We start from the raw sequence: 16797 nt of genomic DNA, 5'->3' as shown, positions 1-16797 counted from the left end.
ATGCTGTCATTTTTATTAAGACGTCTAAACCTGCTGTTAATCACCGCACTGATTTTGACTATCATTGCATTTGCTACCGATCGTATTGTCTCGGTCAACAGCGAAACAGTTGTTAACTCTAATGGTTATATAAAGCAGTACTTTGCTTACTTATGGCAAATTATGAATGGCGATCTCGGTTATTCTTCCGTGGATAATCAATCCTTACTCGAGCGTGGTTTGATTTTTTTCGCTTCAACACTTGAGCTTTGTTTCACTGCATTAATTTTCTCTAGTATTATCGCCATTCCACTGGGTTTATTAGCCGGTTTATTCAGAAATACTCGTTTAGATTATGCAATCATGACTATTGCGATCATGGGGCTCGCATTACCAGTTTTTTGGGTCGGAGTAATGGCAGTATTACTACCTAGTGTATGGGGGCAAGTATTGCCCGTTGATGGTAATCTCAGTTTGATCTATGAAGTGCCGGTTGTGACGGGATTTTTGTTAATTGATACATTAATGGTTACCGAGCAATATGAGCTATTCGCATTTATAGACCGTGTTGCACATTTGATTCTGCCTGCATTAGTTTTATCCTTTTTCTTAATCACTGAGATTGTACGTTTAACCCGTCACTCCATGACTATGGTGATGCGAAGCAATTATATACAAGCAGCCTATGCAAAAGGTTTCTCTCGAACAAAAATCGTTTTTGCACATGCATTAAAAAATGCGCTACCTCCTATTATTCCGCAATTACGACTGCAATTAAGCACCATTATCTCTTTTGCAATGACCATTGAAATTGTATTTAACTTAAATGGTATAGGTAAATGGTTATTTATTTCATTGAAAACAGGCGACTATTTAGTATTACCTGCTGGTATATTAATTATTAGCGGATTTATTTTATCCTTCAGTATTTTCATCGAAATTCTCATGGTTGTTATTAGCCCATTAAGACGAGGTTCCTTATATGCTGATAAATAACGGCTTTAATGAAGATAAGATTCAATCACCATTAGGTTATATTTGGTCTATTTTTAAAACCAAAACAATTGCAGTGGTGGCTATGTGGTTAATGATTGTTTTGATTATTATCTCTCTATTTGCCCCTTGGTTTGTACCTCATTCTCCCTTGGCGCAAAACCCTGATAGTATGTTATTACCCCCTTATTGGGTCGAAGGAGGCAATACCAATCATATTTTGGGAACCGATGATTTAGGTAGGGACTCTCTCTCTCGTTTATTTCATGGACTGCAACTGACTTTAGGCGGAGCATTAATCATTACACTTTTGGTCGGTATTATTGGCATGCTGATCGGGGCTGCAGCCGCTCTTACAAAAGGTGTTAAAGCAAGTGTCTTACATCATTTATTAGATGCTTTATTAGCGATTCCAACATTGCTTTCAGCATTAATACTGATCACCATCTTTGGACCTAGTTACACTAACTGCCTGATTGCTATCTCTCTTTCATTACTGCCGCAATTTATACGTTCTAGTTTTTTGGCCATTGAACAAGAGTTAAGTAAACAATATATTGTTGCAATACAACTTGATGGGGCAACAAAAACGCGTTTATTTAGATACGGTATTTTACCTAATATTTTAGAGCCTACCGTTACTATTATTAACCGTTTATTTACCATGGCGATTATCGAAATTGCGACACTAGGCTTTTTAGGTTTTGGTGCGCAATTACCTCAAACTGAATTGGGATCTTTAATCGCAAGCAGTATGGAACTCATCTACCTTTCTCCTTGGTTGGTTACTTTTCCAGGGATTGCTATTTTCGCAGTAATTATTATCGTAAATGTATTTTCAGAAGGTTTACGGCACGCTGTACTTGAAGGTGAAGAATAATGGCTTTATTGGATATCAGAAACCTAAGTATTGACATTGATACTGCACAGGGAAAAATTCGAGTAATCGACAAGGCTTCTCTGAATATAGTAGATGGTTCTATTCACGGTTTAATTGGTGAGTCTGGCTCGGGGAAAACACTGATCACTAAAGCGATATTAGGCTTACACAATAGCAACTGGACGGTTACAGCTGATCGAATGTTTTTAGGCAAGACGGATTTATCAAAACTCACGCATAAAGAACGACGTCAAATTCTAGGTAAAGAAATTTCAGTTATTTTTCAAGAGCCCAGCTCTTATCTCGATCCAAGTCAAAAAATACGCGTTCAAATTGAATCAGTATTACCCAAAAAAACGTGGAAACAACGCTTTCGTTTAATATTAACCAAGATTAAAAAAGTAAACGTACAGTCACGACGCTTACAAATTAAAGAGTTGTTACACAAAGTAGGTATTCAGAATGATGTGGCAGTATTAAATTGTTTCCCACACCAACTTTCAGAGGGTGTTTGCCAGAAAGTGATGATTGCCATGGCGATTGCTAATAGTCCACGTTTAATTATTGCCGATGAACCAACCACTGCAATGGAAGCAGTTACTCAATCACAAATTTTTCGCTTGTTATATAAACTTAACCAATTAAATAATACGACTCTGCTTATATTAAGTAATAATTTTGCCAATACCAGTAACATATCCGATTATATGACCTTAGTTTATTGTGGACAAACGGTTGAATCAGGATCTTATAAGCAAATAATGGGCAGTGCCATGCACCCCTATACACAATCTATGTTAAAAACATTAATCAATAATGTACAATTTAATGAGCATAAAGCGCAACTGTACACGTTACCCGGGAATATTCCTTCTTCGAACCAATTGCCAATCGGTTGCCGACTAGGGCCTCGGTGCCCTAGAGCACAAAAAATATGTGTTGAAAACCCTACTTTAACGACTAAAAAAGGTCATAGTTTCCGATGTCACTATCCAACCAAAGTGAGCTAAATGTGCAGCCGTTATTAAAAGTGACGAATCTGTGTAAAAGTTTTAAACATGCAACGGGTATTCTCAGTAGTCGAGAGCAACTTGCTTTCGGACCTGTCAGTTTCACCCTAGAGCCTGGTCAAACATTGGCAGTAGTTGGTGAAAGTGGATCCGGAAAAAGTGCATTAGTCAGGACGATTGGTGGTATGTTAATAGCAAACTCCGGCGATATTTACGTAAAAGGACAACATCTTAGTTCGCTTAACTCTCAGCAACGTTGTTTATCCATACGCATGATTTTTCAAGACCCAAGTAGCTCGTTAAACCCTAAAACGACGGTAGGGAAAATATTACATGCACCTTTACAATTAAATACAGATTTAAATGACAAACAACGCCATCAGCAAATTCTGGAAACCTTAAAATTAGTAGGATTGTTACCTGATTATTTAGCTTTTTACCCTAATATGTTATCCAGTGTACAAAAGCATCAAGTGGCCATCGCACGCGCTATGATTTTAAATCCTGATATTATTATTGCCGATGAAATTTTATCCACATTAGATATTTCATTGCGATTTAAAATCGTTAACCTGTTACTAAAGATACAAAAAGCTAAAGGAACTAGTTATATTTTTGTTGCGCATAATATGCATTTAGTCAAACACATGAGTGATCAAATCCTGGTATTACATCAGGGAAAAATCATTGAAAAAGGTACAGCTAAGAGCGTTTGTGAGTCGCCACAGGAAGAGCAAACAAAATATTTGTTATTAAGTCACCAACCAGACTATCGAAAATAACATTTATTTAATAAAAAAGTAAATAAAATACCACTTTTGGTCTATACTATCCCGCTTAAAGCATTTCTTATTTTCTATATTGAGCAAGCTTTGTCATAGGAACGTCTTGAATAGCTTATATTAAAGATAATAATCAGCATTTTATTTCATCTTTATAAAAAAGACTAATAGCTATTTATTAATAACAATACTAATAACCACTTATCAATAACAATCAGTTTTTAATGCGAGGAGAAGGTTAAGTGAACGATTATAAAAAAAGCCTTTGGATCTCTACTTTGATCACTTTATTGATAGCTTTGGCATTAATCATTGCAACTAAAAGTGCGTTTAACACGATACTACTAGAGCAACAACAACTACCTAAAACGTACTCTCAGCTAGCTTTATTACCAACTATTACTAGTATTGGTGAGCTAGAAGAAAGCCTCGAACTTAGTCAATTTAGTTATATAAAAATTAATAATAGCCGTCTTAATAGCCCACTTGTTTATAGTCAAAAAGCAGTCAACCAGCTTTTCAATAATTTACTACCCTCCCCGATTTCTAATTTTAACAGCCCAACTGAAAATCAAAGCATTCAATATACAAGTGTTCATGCGGAACTATTTAAATTATATCAATCTATTATAGTGCTGATTGTCAGCGCACTTATTATCACTTTGCTGTTGTATCATACCATTTCATTTCGATTACTAAAAAAAATAGAAAGTGCCTTAGTCAATGAAATCGTTAATGAAAAATCTAAAATAACACCTTTTAAAAAGGTCACTATCGAACTCATTGAACAAAGACGTCTATTTGATTCTGCTTTGCACAGTAAAAAAGAAAAGATCTCGTTATTATCGCAACAAATAAATGCGGACTCATTAACGGGCTTAAATAATCGCCATGTATTTAGGAAAGAACTTACTGAGTTTTTATCCGATGAAAGTAATCGTAAACATGCCATCCTATCTATCATTCGACTGTTTGAGTTATCAGTGGTTAACATGCACCGTGGATTTCAACAAGGCGATCAATTTGTTGTAAATGTTGCAAATATCATTAACGATGTTCTTGATAAATATAAAGATATCCATTTATTTAGGATTTCAGGATCTGAATTTGCTTTCATTAGTCATAGCATGAGTATTGGCGATGCGCAGCAATTAGCCAATGAACTAAAACTAAAGTTTGATCAATATCAACTACTTAACAACCTTGAAAATGTTGCCTTTAATGGCATGACTTTAATTTCCTCCAATCAATTACCCGAGCATGTGTTAGCACGAGCCGATATTGCACTGGCAAAGGCTCAAACCAGTGGTATTAATGCATGGGCTTTTGAAGAGAATATAGATAACCAAACACTGCAAGTCGGTGAACAGCATTGGCGATCAATTATTACTGATATCATAACTAATCGTTCATTCTTTTTTTTACAACAACCTGTTCAAGCTATTCATCGCAATATGAAAGGATACCAGGAAATATTTACACGTTTTGTCAGTGAACATAACAACACCATTCCAACTGATACTGTTTTTTCCATGGCACAACGTACTGATACGATAATTAAACTTGAAAAGATAATTCTTGAAAAGATAATTTATCGTAGTCGTCTTCGTACAGAATATAGCACTAGATGGGGTATAAACCTTAGTTCTTCGGCGATGCACAATAGTAGCTTTATGGTATGGCTAGAGCGATTATTATTAAGAGAGCCCGATGTAGCTGGTTCCTTGGTATTTGAAGTTCCTGAAAGTTTATTAGGTCATAACTTGATTGCGAGTAAACGTGTTTTTAATATGCTCAAGAGGGCGGGAAGTCGTTCTGCCATTTGCAATTTCGGCAAAGGGATCAGTTCTTTTCGTTTATTTGAAGAGTTAAAACCTGATTATATTAAACTTGACGCAAGTTTAATTACTAACCTCGAATCAGATAGTGCAAATCAACAATTTATTCGCATGATCATTGATGTTGCACATCGAATGGAGTGCCAAGTTATCGCTGAAGGTATTGAGCACTTAGAACAAAAACAAATCCTTGAAAGCATGTATATCGATGGGATACAAGGTTATTTAATCGCAGAGCCGACTCCATTATAGATGCATTAGCGGGACCTTTACTCTTTGCATCTGCGCCCCTCTTTTTATACAATGCGCCTTGTTTTAATACTCCATTAACAAGGCATACCATGACGCAACAACTATCAGAAAAAGATCAATTCAACCTTAAAAAATTAAATAAAGTGTTGCGTAGACAAACCGGACAAGCCATTGCAGATTATAATATGATCGAAGATGGTGATAAAATCATGGTCTGTTTATCTGGTGGTAAAGACAGCTACACCCTATTGGAAATGCTAAGCCAGCTTAAAGCCGTTGCGCCTATCAACTTTGATATCATTGCGGTTAACTTAGATCAAAAACAACCAGGCTTTCCTGAGCATATATTGCCGCAATACCTTGACTCATTAGGTGTTGACTACAAAATAGTAGAACAAGATACTTACAGTATCGTTAAAGAAAAGCTACAACCCGGAAAAACTACTTGTAGCCTTTGTTCGCGTTTACGCCGAGGCATTTTATACAAGACTGCGAAAGAGCTTGGCGCCACTAAAATTGCACTCGGTCACCACCGCGATGATATGTTAGCAACCATGATGCTTAACTTATTTTTTGCAGGCAAACTCAAGTCGATGCCGGCCAAACTTGTTTCAGACAATGGTGAGCATGTAGTTATTCGTCCGCTTGCTTACTGTAAAGAAAAAGATATTGAAGCGTTTGCTACACTGCAAAAATTCCCAATCATTCCATGTAATTTATGTGGTTCTCAGCCTAATTTACAGCGTCAATTAACAAAAGATATGCTCAATGATTGGGAAGTCAATTATCCAGGTCGTTTAGAAACTATGTTTACTGCTATGCAAAACGTGGTTCCTTCGCATTTAGCAGATACTAGCTTATTTGATTTTAAATCCATTACTAAGGATTCCGGTGTGATTGATGGCGGAGATATTGCCTTTGATAAGGAATCATTTAAACAACCAGCCAGTGAGCAATTATCAAACCAAGTAACAGCTGACAACGAATTTTATAAACAGCATCAAGCAGTGCAAATTACAGAGGTCAATTAATCTTGTTACTCAGTTAAATTAAACTCTTTATTGATTTAACCCAATAAAGAGTAGCCTTTAAGTCAACCTAGCCTTGTATTTACGGTCGATAAGAGATAATTTACGCGCATAATCAAAGAATGATGTGAATTAGTGAGAGACTAACTCATGGTCACCAGCTTATTTAAGAACATAAAGCTTTAATTTAATTTTCAATATAATTTTTTCAATTTTACTTTTAATATAACTTTCAATATAAAAAACGGAGTCAAACATGAGAACACCTCTTGTAATGGGTAACTGGAAACTAAACGGTACAAAAGAATCAGTAGCTACATTGATCAAAGGTATCGAAAGTGCAGCAGATGCAGCAACTAATGTTGAAGTTGCAGTATGCCCACCAGCAATTTTTATTGAGCAAGTTGCAAACCTAACAGCAGACAGCAGCATTGAATTTGGTGCACAAGATGTGAGCACAAATGTTGCAGGCGCATTCACAGGTGAGACTTCACCTGTTATGGTTAAAGAGTTTGGCGCTAAATATAGCCTAGTAGGTCACTCAGAGCGTCGTCAATACCACAACGAAACTGATGCAGTTGTTGCAGCTAAATTTGTTGCGATTCAAGAAAATGGTTTAGTACCTGTATTATGTATCGGTGAAACACTAGAAGAACGTGAAACTGATAAAACATTTGCTGTTGTTGAAACTCAACTTAAAGCAGTGGTTGATGTTACTGGTATCGCAGCATTAGAAAACTCAGTAATCGCTTACGAACCAGTTTGGGCTATCGGTACAGGTAAAGTTGCAACTTCTGAGCAAGCACAAGAAGTTCATGCACATATCCGTTCTTGGTTAAAAGCGCAAAGTGAAGTTGTTGCTGAGAAAGTACAGATCCTTTACGGTGGTAGTGTTAAAGCAAACAGTGCAAAAGAGCTATTTGCTCAAGCAGACATCGACGGTGGTTTAGTAGGTGGTGCAGCACTAATCATTGAGGAATTTGTAGGTATTATCGAAGGCGCTAAATAAGCAGCACTTTCTACCTCCATGTCCCAATACTAATAAGGCACTTTTATAGTGCCTTTTTTAATTTCAAGCTTTCCAATCAAACACAACGCAATAATACCCTCTTTTAAGCAATAACAGTGATCAAGCAAATATGCGCACTGGTATGACTTGCAGTTAAAAACTTTCTGCTATTTCATTAGCTCAATAAAAAATACTGCACAAGCAAAAAATCTGATGTTATGATGTTGTTAACAATCATTATTCAACGGAGTAAATTATGAATTCTTCAATTAACACTAAAGCACAAGGTGTTGGAGTTTCAATTAATAAAGTATTAAAGAATACCTATATGCTATTAGGCATGACATTAGCGTTTAGTGCAGTCACTGCAACTATTGCGACAATGGTAGGTATCGGCCCAATGACGTCACTTGTCTTAATGCTAGTTGGATTTGGTCTTTTATTTGTAGTGTCTAAAACAGCGAATTCTAGCAAGGGGATATTCTGGGTATTCATGTTTACTGGTGTGATGGGTGCGTCACTAGGTAATATGCTAAACCATTACCTAACAATGCCAAACGGCCCTGCTTTAATTATGCAGGCACTTGGTACTACTGCAATAATATTCTTTGCATTATCAGCTTACGTATTAACTAGCCGAAAAGATTTCTCATTTATGGGCGGATTTTTAATGGCAGGTATGATTGCTGTAATTGTTGCAATTATTGCTAATATTTTCCTACAGATCCCACTTTTCCAATTAGTGATCAGTAGTGTTGTAGTCATGATAATGTCTGGTTTTATTCTGTTTGATACTAGCCGTATCATTAACGGTGGTGAAACTAACTACATTAGAGCGACTGTTTCTTTATACTTAAACATCTTTAATATCTTTATCCACTTATTAAGCATTCTTGGTATTTTAGACGATTAATGATCAGTCTCCGATAGTATTTTAGATGCTACTTTAGCTTACTAAATTACTGATATATTCTTAAAAGCGCATTTATTAATGCGCTTTTTTTTGCTTATTTTTTAACTTTTATAACGGTTTTTAACCTTCATAACAGTTTTTAATCTCCATAATATTTATTGACCGGGATGACGAGCAATAGAATTTTACACAGCAAAAATAGCCTTACTTAAAGCATAGATTGCTCTAAATAATTATTTATTAACGTGAGCATAAGAAAAGTTTGTTAGATTATTACCTGATTACTACATATACGGTTAATAGCTACCGTAAAACTGATGTAAACAGCAGATACGGTTAAATGATTAGATATCTAATCTATATAACTGAATGTATACATAGGTGTCTAAATAGCTACATTCTTAAATGGTAATGCTGTGGATTAGATGGCCTGTGATCATAATGATTTTCGGCCATCGAGATAAGGTAAAAAGTCGTTAGTGGCTGTAACCTAACTCTTTTGCAGGTTCAATATTACTCGCGGTCCATGCGGGGTATATCGTTGCTACGATACTCATAACAAAAGCAATCAGTGTAATAATGATCACTTGATCATAGTTGATTTGTGAGGGTAAATAATCAATAAAATAGATATCTCCAGAAATAAACTTTCTACCCAGGATATTTTCAACCGCACTAAAGAACTGACTTAAATTGCTAGCTAAGTAGATACCCAGTAACGCGCCTAGTAGACTTCCCATGAGACCATTAAACGCACCTTGAACCATAAAAATAGCACGTAGAGACCACTTCCCCATCCCCATTGTTTTTAAGATAGCAATGTCACTGCGTTTTTCATTCACAGCCATTACCAATGTGGATACAATATTAAAACAAGCAACGGCAACTACTAATAATAAAATAACGTACATCAATGATTTAACCATTTGAATATCTTGATATAAGTAGCCTTGGCTTGTGATCCAACTTTTAATATACATATACACAGGGATACTATACGCCACCTCCCGTGACAGCACCTGTGCTTTTAAAACATCCTCAACTTTAAAGGCAATACCTGTAGCATGGTTAAGGTTAAGCATTTTTTTAGCCGTGTTGATATGGATAAAACCCAATGTAGTATCAACTTGCCCACCCATTTTAAAGGTACCCGTTAAGATAAAGGTAAACTTGCGTGGAGCTTTAAGCTTCGTTGAGCCAATTTGAGGTAATAATAATGATAAAGACTGCCCTACCTCAATGCCTAGTTGTTTGGCAACCGGCTCACCTAGAATAAGACTATTTTCATCTGCGCTTAATAACTCCCAGCCTCCCTGTTTAATATACTGTTCTATCGCGGTCACTTGCGTTTCACTTTCAGGAGTAATGGCGCGCATTTGCAACGCTTTCATATTAATATCTTTTTGCAACAGGGCATTCATCACTATGTAAGGGCTTGCACCTAGTACACCTGGATGTGCTCTTATTTTAGAAAGAATAGCCGTTTCATCTTTAAACTCCCCTTTAACTACTTCTAATTCCGCATGCGGGATCACGGTTAACAATTGATCTCGTAATGCTTTTTCAAAGCCATTCATCGCTGAAAGGCCAACAATTAAGACAGCAACACCTAAAATAATGCCAAATATAGAAGCCATTGAAATGAAGGATACAAACTTATTTTTATGTTTTGCTTTGCTATAACGTAGCCCAATAAATAATGGTAAAGGTCTAAACATTACGGAGTGTCCTGTAAAATACCGTTCGCCATGTATAATTGTCTGTGCAATTTATTGGCTAACTGTTGGTCATGAGTCACCACAATAAAAGCAGTACCAAATTCACTATTTAATTCTCGTAATAACTGATAAACAGACTCTGCACTTTTAGCATCTAAATTTCCGGTAGGTTCATCAGCTAAGACAAGAGAAGGTTTATTAATTAATGCACGTGCTATTGCAACACGTTGCCTTTCACCGCCAGATAATTCAGCAGGTCGATGTTGAATGCGTTCACTAAGCCCCACTCTTTCTAATAATGCAGTTGCTTTTTGTTGCGCAAGTTTAACTGGCTCACCTGCAATCAATAATGGCATGGCAACATTTTCTAATGCAGTGAACTCTGATAATAAGTGATGAAATTGGTAAACAAAACCTAGCTCTTGGTTACGCCACTTCGCTTGCTGCTTTGAAGAGAGTTTATGGATGTTATTATCATTAAAAATAACCTCTCCAGTAGACGGGGCATCCAGTGCCCCAAGCAAATGTAATAACGTACTTTTACCTGATCCAGAAGTACCTACAATAGCTAGTAACTCTCCTTTTTCCACGGTCAAATTGACACCTTGTAACACAGTCGTGGCTAGGCGCCCTTCTTGGTAAATTTTACTTAAGTTCTGACAAACTATAATTGAATCATTCATATCTTAATGCCTCGACTGGGCTCACTGTTCCTGCTCTATATGCAGGATATAAAGTGGCTAATAAACTTAACAACATAGCACCAAGCATAATCGATACTATTTGAAATGGTTCGTGTATAACGGGTAAGAGTCGAGTACCACCGGAAGCATTCGCTAATAGATGCAGTCCTAAAAATGACATCACTTCATTAATGTAAGTACTTAATAACAAACCTAAACCTGTCCCTAATAATGCGCCAAGAATACCACTGAAAGCACCTTGAATAATAAAAATAAGGTTGATCGTAGACGCTTGAATCCCTAGGGTTTTTAATATCGCAACTTCGGCGCTTTTATCCGTTACCACCATCACCGATGAGGATAAGATATTAAATGCAGCGACCGCAATAATTAAACACAATAATAACCAAATCATATTCCTTTCCATTTTAACTGCGGCAAAAAGTTCACCGTGCGTACTACGCCAGTCTAATAAGATTTCATCTTTTTCGAGTACTGGAGGTTGCCAATCTTCAACGGCAAAGGGTTCGGTAAAATAAAAACGCAGATCCGTCACTTGATCTGTTTGAATACGAATTAAACGTGCCGCATCTTGGACATGCATTAATACCAAGTACTTATCAACGTCAGAGCCCACATCAAATAAACCAACAACGGTAAAATTACGCTGGCTAGGAACTTGACCAATTGGTGTATAACGAGCCCCTCTGGTGGAAATGACGCGTACTTTATCACCAATACCCACATTCAATTGCTTTGCTAATTGGTCGCCAATAATGATGTTATATTGACTAGGTTTCAACAGCTCTAGGCCACCCATAAAGATATTATCTTTAACTATTTTACTGTTATATTTCTGCGGGTAGATACCTTCTAACTTCACACCTTGCAAAGCCGTTGTGCTTTGCAATATCGCTTCAGCATTAATCATCGGTTCAATAGCAATGACGAGGGGATCTTCAGGAATTGCATCAACACGTTGTTGCCAATGGTCAATGGTCTTTGCTTGGTTACTAAGTTTAGCCTGTGGGATCGCGCCAAGGATACGCTGTTTTAACTCCCCTTCGAAACCATTCATAACGGATAAGACGGTAACTAATGCTAATACGCCTAAAATAATGCCACCAGTTGAAAATATTGAAACAAACGATACAAATTGATTATTACGTTTAGATTTTGTATACCGTAAACCGATAAATACACTTAAAGGATAAAACATAACTGCCTTTTAATAGTTGTTTATGATGACGCCACTTATAATTAAAATAGAGATAAGCAAAGCGAGTCAATACCCTACTGTGCACGGATTTCTAAGATAAATTATCTAACAATAATCAGTTATTACTACACTGATCAATTGAATGATACAAAGCTATCGATATTGTAAATAACATGACTAACAAGATATTTAATAAATAACTGCGATCTCTGTAACCAGAATTAAGCCTCAATATAGACTTATCTCATTGATTACATTTTAATAGTCGCCATTCTAATGTATCTTTAATCGCTAAGACAGACAAAACTCTTACAAAATAGTTTCACTCACACTCAATAATGACTTGGTTAGCAAACATGGATAATAACGAATATTTTTTAGTGCAGCATACACTTTCCATTAACTTGCACCCTGTTAATGAAACTCAATTACCTATTGACCAAGGCGCCTTTGAAGAAGAGATACCGGGACCATTTAGAATGGCCAGTGATCTGGCGCAAGCTGATGTCAGTATGCTAGCCCCTTTAAAACTTAATAGTGAAAATACGCAAGCTCTTTGGCATTTTTTACAAGCTCAAAATCAAAAAATAAATACGTTATTAAGTTATGTGTTAACACAACAGGATGAGCAACAGGCTCGTCATCAAAGCATTAAATTCAGTGCTGGAAGTATCATTGTTGCTGGCAGTGATAAATGGGCAGTGGGTGATAATGTTAGATTAAAAATATTTTTACCTGAAGAATCCTCTGCCATATACTGTTATGCCTGTGTTTCAGATAGCTCAGAAAGCGAATGTGTTTTTAACTACACCTTTATTCGAGAACAAGATCGAGAACTATTAATTAGAGCCAGCTTACACGTGCAATCACAACAACTTAAAAATCGAGCAAAACAGCGTGAATTAAATAGTTAATAACTTAAAACAGTCATCAGCAATCTGTTTAGTATCGCAATAATCATCAGAATAAAGTAATGAAGAAAAGTCAATAATATGAAAAATTTACTCGAGATACCGCCTTTAAAATCATCTACTGATACGCAACAATTTGGCAATTTAGTAGGTAGTAGCCAAAGTTTTGTCATTAATCAATGCGCTCAAGCTAACCCGCAAAAATCTCCTTTAGTTGTGATCGTTAATGACACACCGAGTGCTATTAAGCTGCATCAAGAGTTACTTTACTTTGCAGAAAACAAATATGAGGTGAATTTATTTCCCGATTGGGAAACCTTGCCCTATGATCATTTTTCACCACATCAAGACATTATATCCACACGTATAGAAACCTTGTATCAATTACCATCCATGAAAGATGGCATATTAATCGTTCCAATCACGACGTTATTATTAAGATTAGCGCCACCTAGTTATTTAAAACAACATACGTTAGTGGTTAAAACGTCGCAAAAATTAGAGTTGCAATTACTTCGCGAACAATTACAAGAAGCTGGTTATTATGCCGTTGATCAAGTAAGAGAACACGGTGAGTTTTGTGCTCGAGGCTCTTTGTTAGACGTTTATCCGATGGCCAGTGATACACCTTATCGTATTGATTTTTTTGATGACGAAGTTGATTCGATACGCCCATTTGATACAGAAACGCAACGTTCATTACCCACCATTAAACAGATAAAATTATTGCCCGCGCATGAGTTTGCAACGGATAAAGAAGCAATAAGCCAGTTTAAGTCTGCTTATAGCGATAAGTTTCCAGCGAAAATATGTACTAGTGCTGACTCTATCTACCAACAAATTTCGCAAACCAATTTGCCCGCTGGTATCGAGTATTATTTACCGTTATTTTTTAATGAAACAGCCACTTTATTTGATTATTTCCCTAAACAAACACGTTTATGCGTTGTCGGTGATATACAAAAGGCGATGGATGATTTTTGGAAAACCATTGCGCATCGTTTTGAAGAACGTGGAGTAGATTTATTACGTCCATTATTGCAACCAATTGAATTATACCTCCGTCAAGAGCAATGCTTTAAACAGATCAATGCTTTTCCTAAGTATCAATTACAGCCAACCTCATTTGCGTTACCGAAGGCAGGGAAAACCAATCTGCCTTTCACTACTTTACCAGATATTAAAATACATCATAAAGCCAAAGCACCACTGGAAAATATTGAACAGTTTATTAAACAATTTTCCGGTAAGGTAGTATTAAGTGTTGAATCAGCTGGGCGAAAAGAAGCTTTATTAGAACTATTACACCCGCTTAAGCTTGCTATTAAATCAATCTCAAACATCTCCGAATGTATTAAAAGTAAAAGCAAAGTCTTCATCACAGTGAGTCGCGTTGAACATAGCTTTTTAATCATAGACAGTGAATTTGCATTTATTACTGAAACGGAATTACTTGGTAATAAAATAACCCAACGTAGGCGTCAAAACCAAGATAAACAAAATGAAGAAAACTCTGAACATATAGTACGTAATTTAGCAGAGTTAAAAGTAGGTCAACCCGTGGTCCACATTGACCATGGTGTTGCTCGTTATTTAGGCCTTCAAACCATTGAAGTGGCGGGTAATGTTAATGAGTTTGTGACCCTTGAATATTTACGCGGAGACAAACTTTACGTACCGGTGACTTCGTTGCATTTAATCGGGCGTTATAGCGGTAGTGATGTAGAAACCGCGCCGATCAGTAAATTAGGTAACGATACTTGGGCCAAGGCGAAAAAACGTGCGGCCGAAAAAGTACGTGACGTCGCCGCTGAATTATTAGAAATTTACGCGCAACGTGCAGCAAAAAAAGGTTATAAATATCAATTAAATAAAGCTAATTACGCAGCGTTCAGTGATGATTTCCCCTTTGAAGAAACCCATGACCAAGCACTGTCCATCAATGCTGTCATATCGGATATGTGTTCATCGCAACCCATGGATAGGTTAGTCTGTGGCGATGTAGGTTTTGGTAAAACGGAAGTCGCAATGCGCGCAGCATTCATGGCAACGGACAATGCAAGACAAGTGGCTTTATTAGTCCCTACCACCCTACTTGCGCAACAACATTTCGAAAACTTTCGAGATCGATTCGCTAATTGGCCAGTAAGAGTCGAGGTATTATCTCGCTTTAAAACAGCCAAAGAACAAAAACAAATTTTACAAGAAGCTGCCGATGGTAAAATCGATATATTAATAGGTACCCATAAGCTATTAAGTGATGGCATTAAGTTTGCTGACCTAGGGTTATTAATTATCGATGAGGAACATCGCTTTGGAGTACGCCAAAAAGAGAAGATCAAACGCCTACGTGCACAAATTGATATCCTCACTCTGACCGCAACGCCGATCCCGCGTACTCTAAATATGTCCATGAATGGTATGCGTGATTTATCAATTATCGCATCACCGCCTGCGAAACGTTTAGCAGTAAAAACATTCGTACAGCAACGCAGTGATCAGACCATCAGTGATGCTATTACACGTGAAATTATGCGTGGTGGTCAAGTGTACTTTTTGCACAATAATGTTGAGACTATTGATAAAGCTGCGGCTGATTTACAACAACTATTACCACAAGCTAGGATTTCAACGGCTCACGGTCAAATGAATGAGCAACAACTTGAGCGAGTGATGTCAGACTTTTATCATCAACGCCAAAATGTGTTGGTGTGTACCACTATTATCGAAACGGGTATCGATATTCCAACGGCGAATACGATCATTATAAATCGAGCAGATCACTTAGGTTTAGCACAATTACACCAATTGCGTGGTCGTGTAGGTCGTTCCCACCATCAAGCTTACGCGTATTTATTAACCCCAACACCAAAATTAATGACCAAAGATGCAAAAAAACGTTTACAGGCGATTGGTTCATTAGATACGTTAGGGGCAGGATTCACACTAGCAACACACGATTTAGAAATACGTGGTGCTGGTGAGTTATTAGGTGATGAACAATCCGGACAGATTACCAGTATTGGTTTTAATTTGTATATGGATATGCTTAACCAAGCAGTAGAGGCTTTACGAAATGGGCAAGAACCTAGTTTAGAGCACTTATTAGCGACACAAGCAGAAGTAGAACTACGCATACCTGCACTCATTCCCGACGATTATATTGCCGATGTGAATACACGTTTATCGTTATATAAACGTATTGCTAATAGTAAGAATAATAATGAATTAAATGAAATCCAAGTTGAACTTATTGACCGATTTGGCTTATTACCAGATTCAACTAAAAATTTAATAGCGGTCACCTCTATTAAGCAACGTTGTTCAAAACTTGGCATTGCGAGAATTGAAGCGCATGCACTTGGTGGTGCAGTCACCTTTACTGAACATACCAAAGTGGATCCAATGTTTCTTGTTTCATTACTGCAAACGCAATCAAATACCTTTAAACTAGACGGACCCAGTAAATTAAAATTCACAATGTCGCTAGAAAGTAGTGCAGAACGCATAAACTGGTTGAAACAATTACTTGATAGCTTTAAATTACACCTTGTCAAATAAATCTCATAAAAGGACAACCTT

At 36.9% G+C, this 16797-nt stretch carries 13 protein-coding genes; 10 read left to right on the top strand and 3 right to left on the bottom strand.

Annotated elements, in window-relative coordinates:
* The 8 genes from MT391_RS04305 (at position 1) to MT391_RS04270 (ending at position 8684) form a co-directional block, all read left to right on the top strand.
* The gene (locus tag MT391_RS04305) at positions 1 to 975 is read left to right on the top strand and encodes an ABC transporter permease subunit (protein WP_166370127.1); all 975 of its coding nucleotides are present in this window, start codon (positions 1 to 3) and stop codon (positions 973 to 975) included.
* Positions 962 to 1852 carry an ABC transporter permease subunit gene (locus MT391_RS04300; protein WP_166370129.1) on the top strand — a complete coding sequence of 297 codons (891 nt, stop codon included), beginning with the start codon at positions 962 to 964 and terminating at the stop codon, positions 1850 to 1852. The genes MT391_RS04305 and MT391_RS04300 overlap by 14 nt, the downstream gene beginning before the upstream one ends.
* Entirely contained in the window at positions 1852 to 2862 is a 1011-nt protein-coding gene (locus MT391_RS04295) for an oligopeptide/dipeptide ABC transporter ATP-binding protein (RefSeq protein ID WP_166370131.1), read from the top strand. The genes MT391_RS04300 and MT391_RS04295 overlap by 1 nt, the downstream gene beginning before the upstream one ends.
* Positions 2835 to 3644, top strand: coding sequence for an ATP-binding cassette domain-containing protein (locus MT391_RS04290; protein ID WP_205962976.1), 810 nt, complete (start codon positions 2835 to 2837; stop codon positions 3642 to 3644). The genes MT391_RS04295 and MT391_RS04290 overlap by 28 nt, the downstream gene beginning before the upstream one ends.
* Before the next feature lie 242 nt (positions 3645 to 3886).
* Positions 3887 to 5734, top strand: coding sequence for an EAL domain-containing protein (locus MT391_RS04285; RefSeq protein ID WP_499497023.1), 1848 nt, complete (start codon positions 3887 to 3889; stop codon positions 5732 to 5734).
* Positions 5735 to 5823: 89 nt separating this feature from the next.
* Complete coding sequence (gene ttcA, locus MT391_RS04280) at positions 5824 to 6765, top strand: tRNA 2-thiocytidine(32) synthetase TtcA (protein WP_499440528.1); 942 nt, start codon at positions 5824 to 5826, stop codon at positions 6763 to 6765.
* Between the two features lie 253 nt (positions 6766 to 7018).
* Positions 7019 to 7771 carry a triose-phosphate isomerase gene (tpiA, locus tag MT391_RS04275; RefSeq protein WP_166370137.1) on the top strand — a complete coding sequence of 251 codons (753 nt, stop codon included), beginning with the start codon at positions 7019 to 7021 and terminating at the stop codon, positions 7769 to 7771.
* A gap of 256 nt (positions 7772 to 8027) precedes the next feature.
* Positions 8028 to 8684 (top strand): Bax inhibitor-1/YccA family protein, encoded by a 657-nt coding sequence (locus MT391_RS04270; RefSeq protein WP_499497022.1) that lies wholly within the window; start codon positions 8028 to 8030, stop codon positions 8682 to 8684.
* Positions 8685 to 9160: 476 nt separating this feature from the next.
* Here the strand turns inward: MT391_RS04270 and lolE are convergent, their stop codons facing one another.
* From lolE to MT391_RS04255, 3 genes are read right to left on the bottom strand one after another with little or no spacing between them, the layout of a single operon-like run.
* On the bottom strand, positions 9161 to 10402 hold the full coding sequence (gene lolE / locus MT391_RS04265; protein WP_166370139.1) for a lipoprotein-releasing ABC transporter permease subunit LolE: 1242 nt from the start codon (positions 10400 to 10402) through the stop codon (positions 9161 to 9163).
* A complete protein-coding gene (gene lolD, locus MT391_RS04260; protein ID WP_499497021.1) occupies positions 10402 to 11085 on the bottom strand; it encodes a lipoprotein-releasing ABC transporter ATP-binding protein LolD in 684 nt (227 codons plus the stop codon). Before lolD ends, lolE begins: the two co-directional genes overlap by 1 nt.
* Positions 11078 to 12304, bottom strand: coding sequence for a lipoprotein-releasing ABC transporter permease subunit (locus MT391_RS04255; protein WP_499497020.1), 1227 nt, complete (start codon positions 12302 to 12304; stop codon positions 11078 to 11080). The genes lolD and MT391_RS04255 overlap by 8 nt, the downstream gene beginning before the upstream one ends.
* A 356-nt stretch (positions 12305 to 12660) precedes the next feature.
* Here MT391_RS04255 and MT391_RS04250 point away from each other — a divergent pair, with 356 nt between their 5' ends.
* Both MT391_RS04250 and mfd read left to right on the top strand, forming a co-directional pair.
* The gene (locus tag MT391_RS04250; RefSeq protein ID WP_166370145.1) at positions 12661 to 13218 is read left to right on the top strand and encodes a PilZ domain-containing protein; all 558 of its coding nucleotides are present in this window, start codon (positions 12661 to 12663) and stop codon (positions 13216 to 13218) included.
* A gap of 78 nt (positions 13219 to 13296) precedes the next feature.
* Positions 13297 to 16776, top strand: a complete 3480-nt coding sequence (gene mfd, locus MT391_RS04245; protein ID WP_499497019.1) for a transcription-repair coupling factor — start codon at positions 13297 to 13299, stop codon at positions 16774 to 16776.
* The last annotated feature ends 21 nt before the right edge of the window (positions 16777 to 16797 follow it).

Origin of the sequence: Vibrio sp. 1-Bac 57 (genome assembly GCF_037546855.1) — a bacterium.
GTDB lineage: Bacteria > Pseudomonadota > Gammaproteobacteria > Enterobacterales > Psychromonadaceae > Psychromonas.
Note: the sequence above shows the minus strand (reverse complement) of the source record. Positions and strands in the feature narration are given on the sequence as shown.

Coding starts and splice junctions, on each gene's coding strand:
- MT391_RS04305 (WP_166370127.1), top strand. CDS start 1: ATGCTGTCATTTTTATTAAGACGTCTAAACCTGCTGTTAATCACCGCA.
- MT391_RS04300 (WP_166370129.1), top strand. CDS start 962: ATGCTGATAAATAACGGCTTTAATGAAGATAAGATTCAATCACCATTA.
- MT391_RS04295 (WP_166370131.1), top strand. CDS start 1,852: ATGGCTTTATTGGATATCAGAAACCTAAGTATTGACATTGATACTGCA.
- MT391_RS04290 (WP_205962976.1), top strand. CDS start 2,835: ATGTCACTATCCAACCAAAGTGAGCTAAATGTGCAGCCGTTATTAAAA.
- ttcA (WP_499440528.1), top strand. CDS start 5,824: ATGACGCAACAACTATCAGAAAAAGATCAATTCAACCTTAAAAAATTA.
- tpiA (WP_166370137.1), top strand. CDS start 7,019: ATGAGAACACCTCTTGTAATGGGTAACTGGAAACTAAACGGTACAAAA.
- MT391_RS04270 (WP_499497022.1), top strand. CDS start 8,028: ATGAATTCTTCAATTAACACTAAAGCACAAGGTGTTGGAGTTTCAATT.
- lolE (WP_166370139.1), bottom strand. CDS start 10,402: ATGTTTAGACCTTTACCATTATTTATTGGGCTACGTTATAGCAAAGCA.
- lolD (WP_499497021.1), bottom strand. CDS start 11,085: ATGAATGATTCAATTATAGTTTGTCAGAACTTAAGTAAAATTTACCAA.
- MT391_RS04255 (WP_499497020.1), bottom strand. CDS start 12,304: ATGTTTTATCCTTTAAGTGTATTTATCGGTTTACGGTATACAAAATCT.
- MT391_RS04250 (WP_166370145.1), top strand. CDS start 12,661: ATGGATAATAACGAATATTTTTTAGTGCAGCATACACTTTCCATTAAC.
- mfd (WP_499497019.1), top strand. CDS start 13,297: ATGAAAAATTTACTCGAGATACCGCCTTTAAAATCATCTACTGATACG.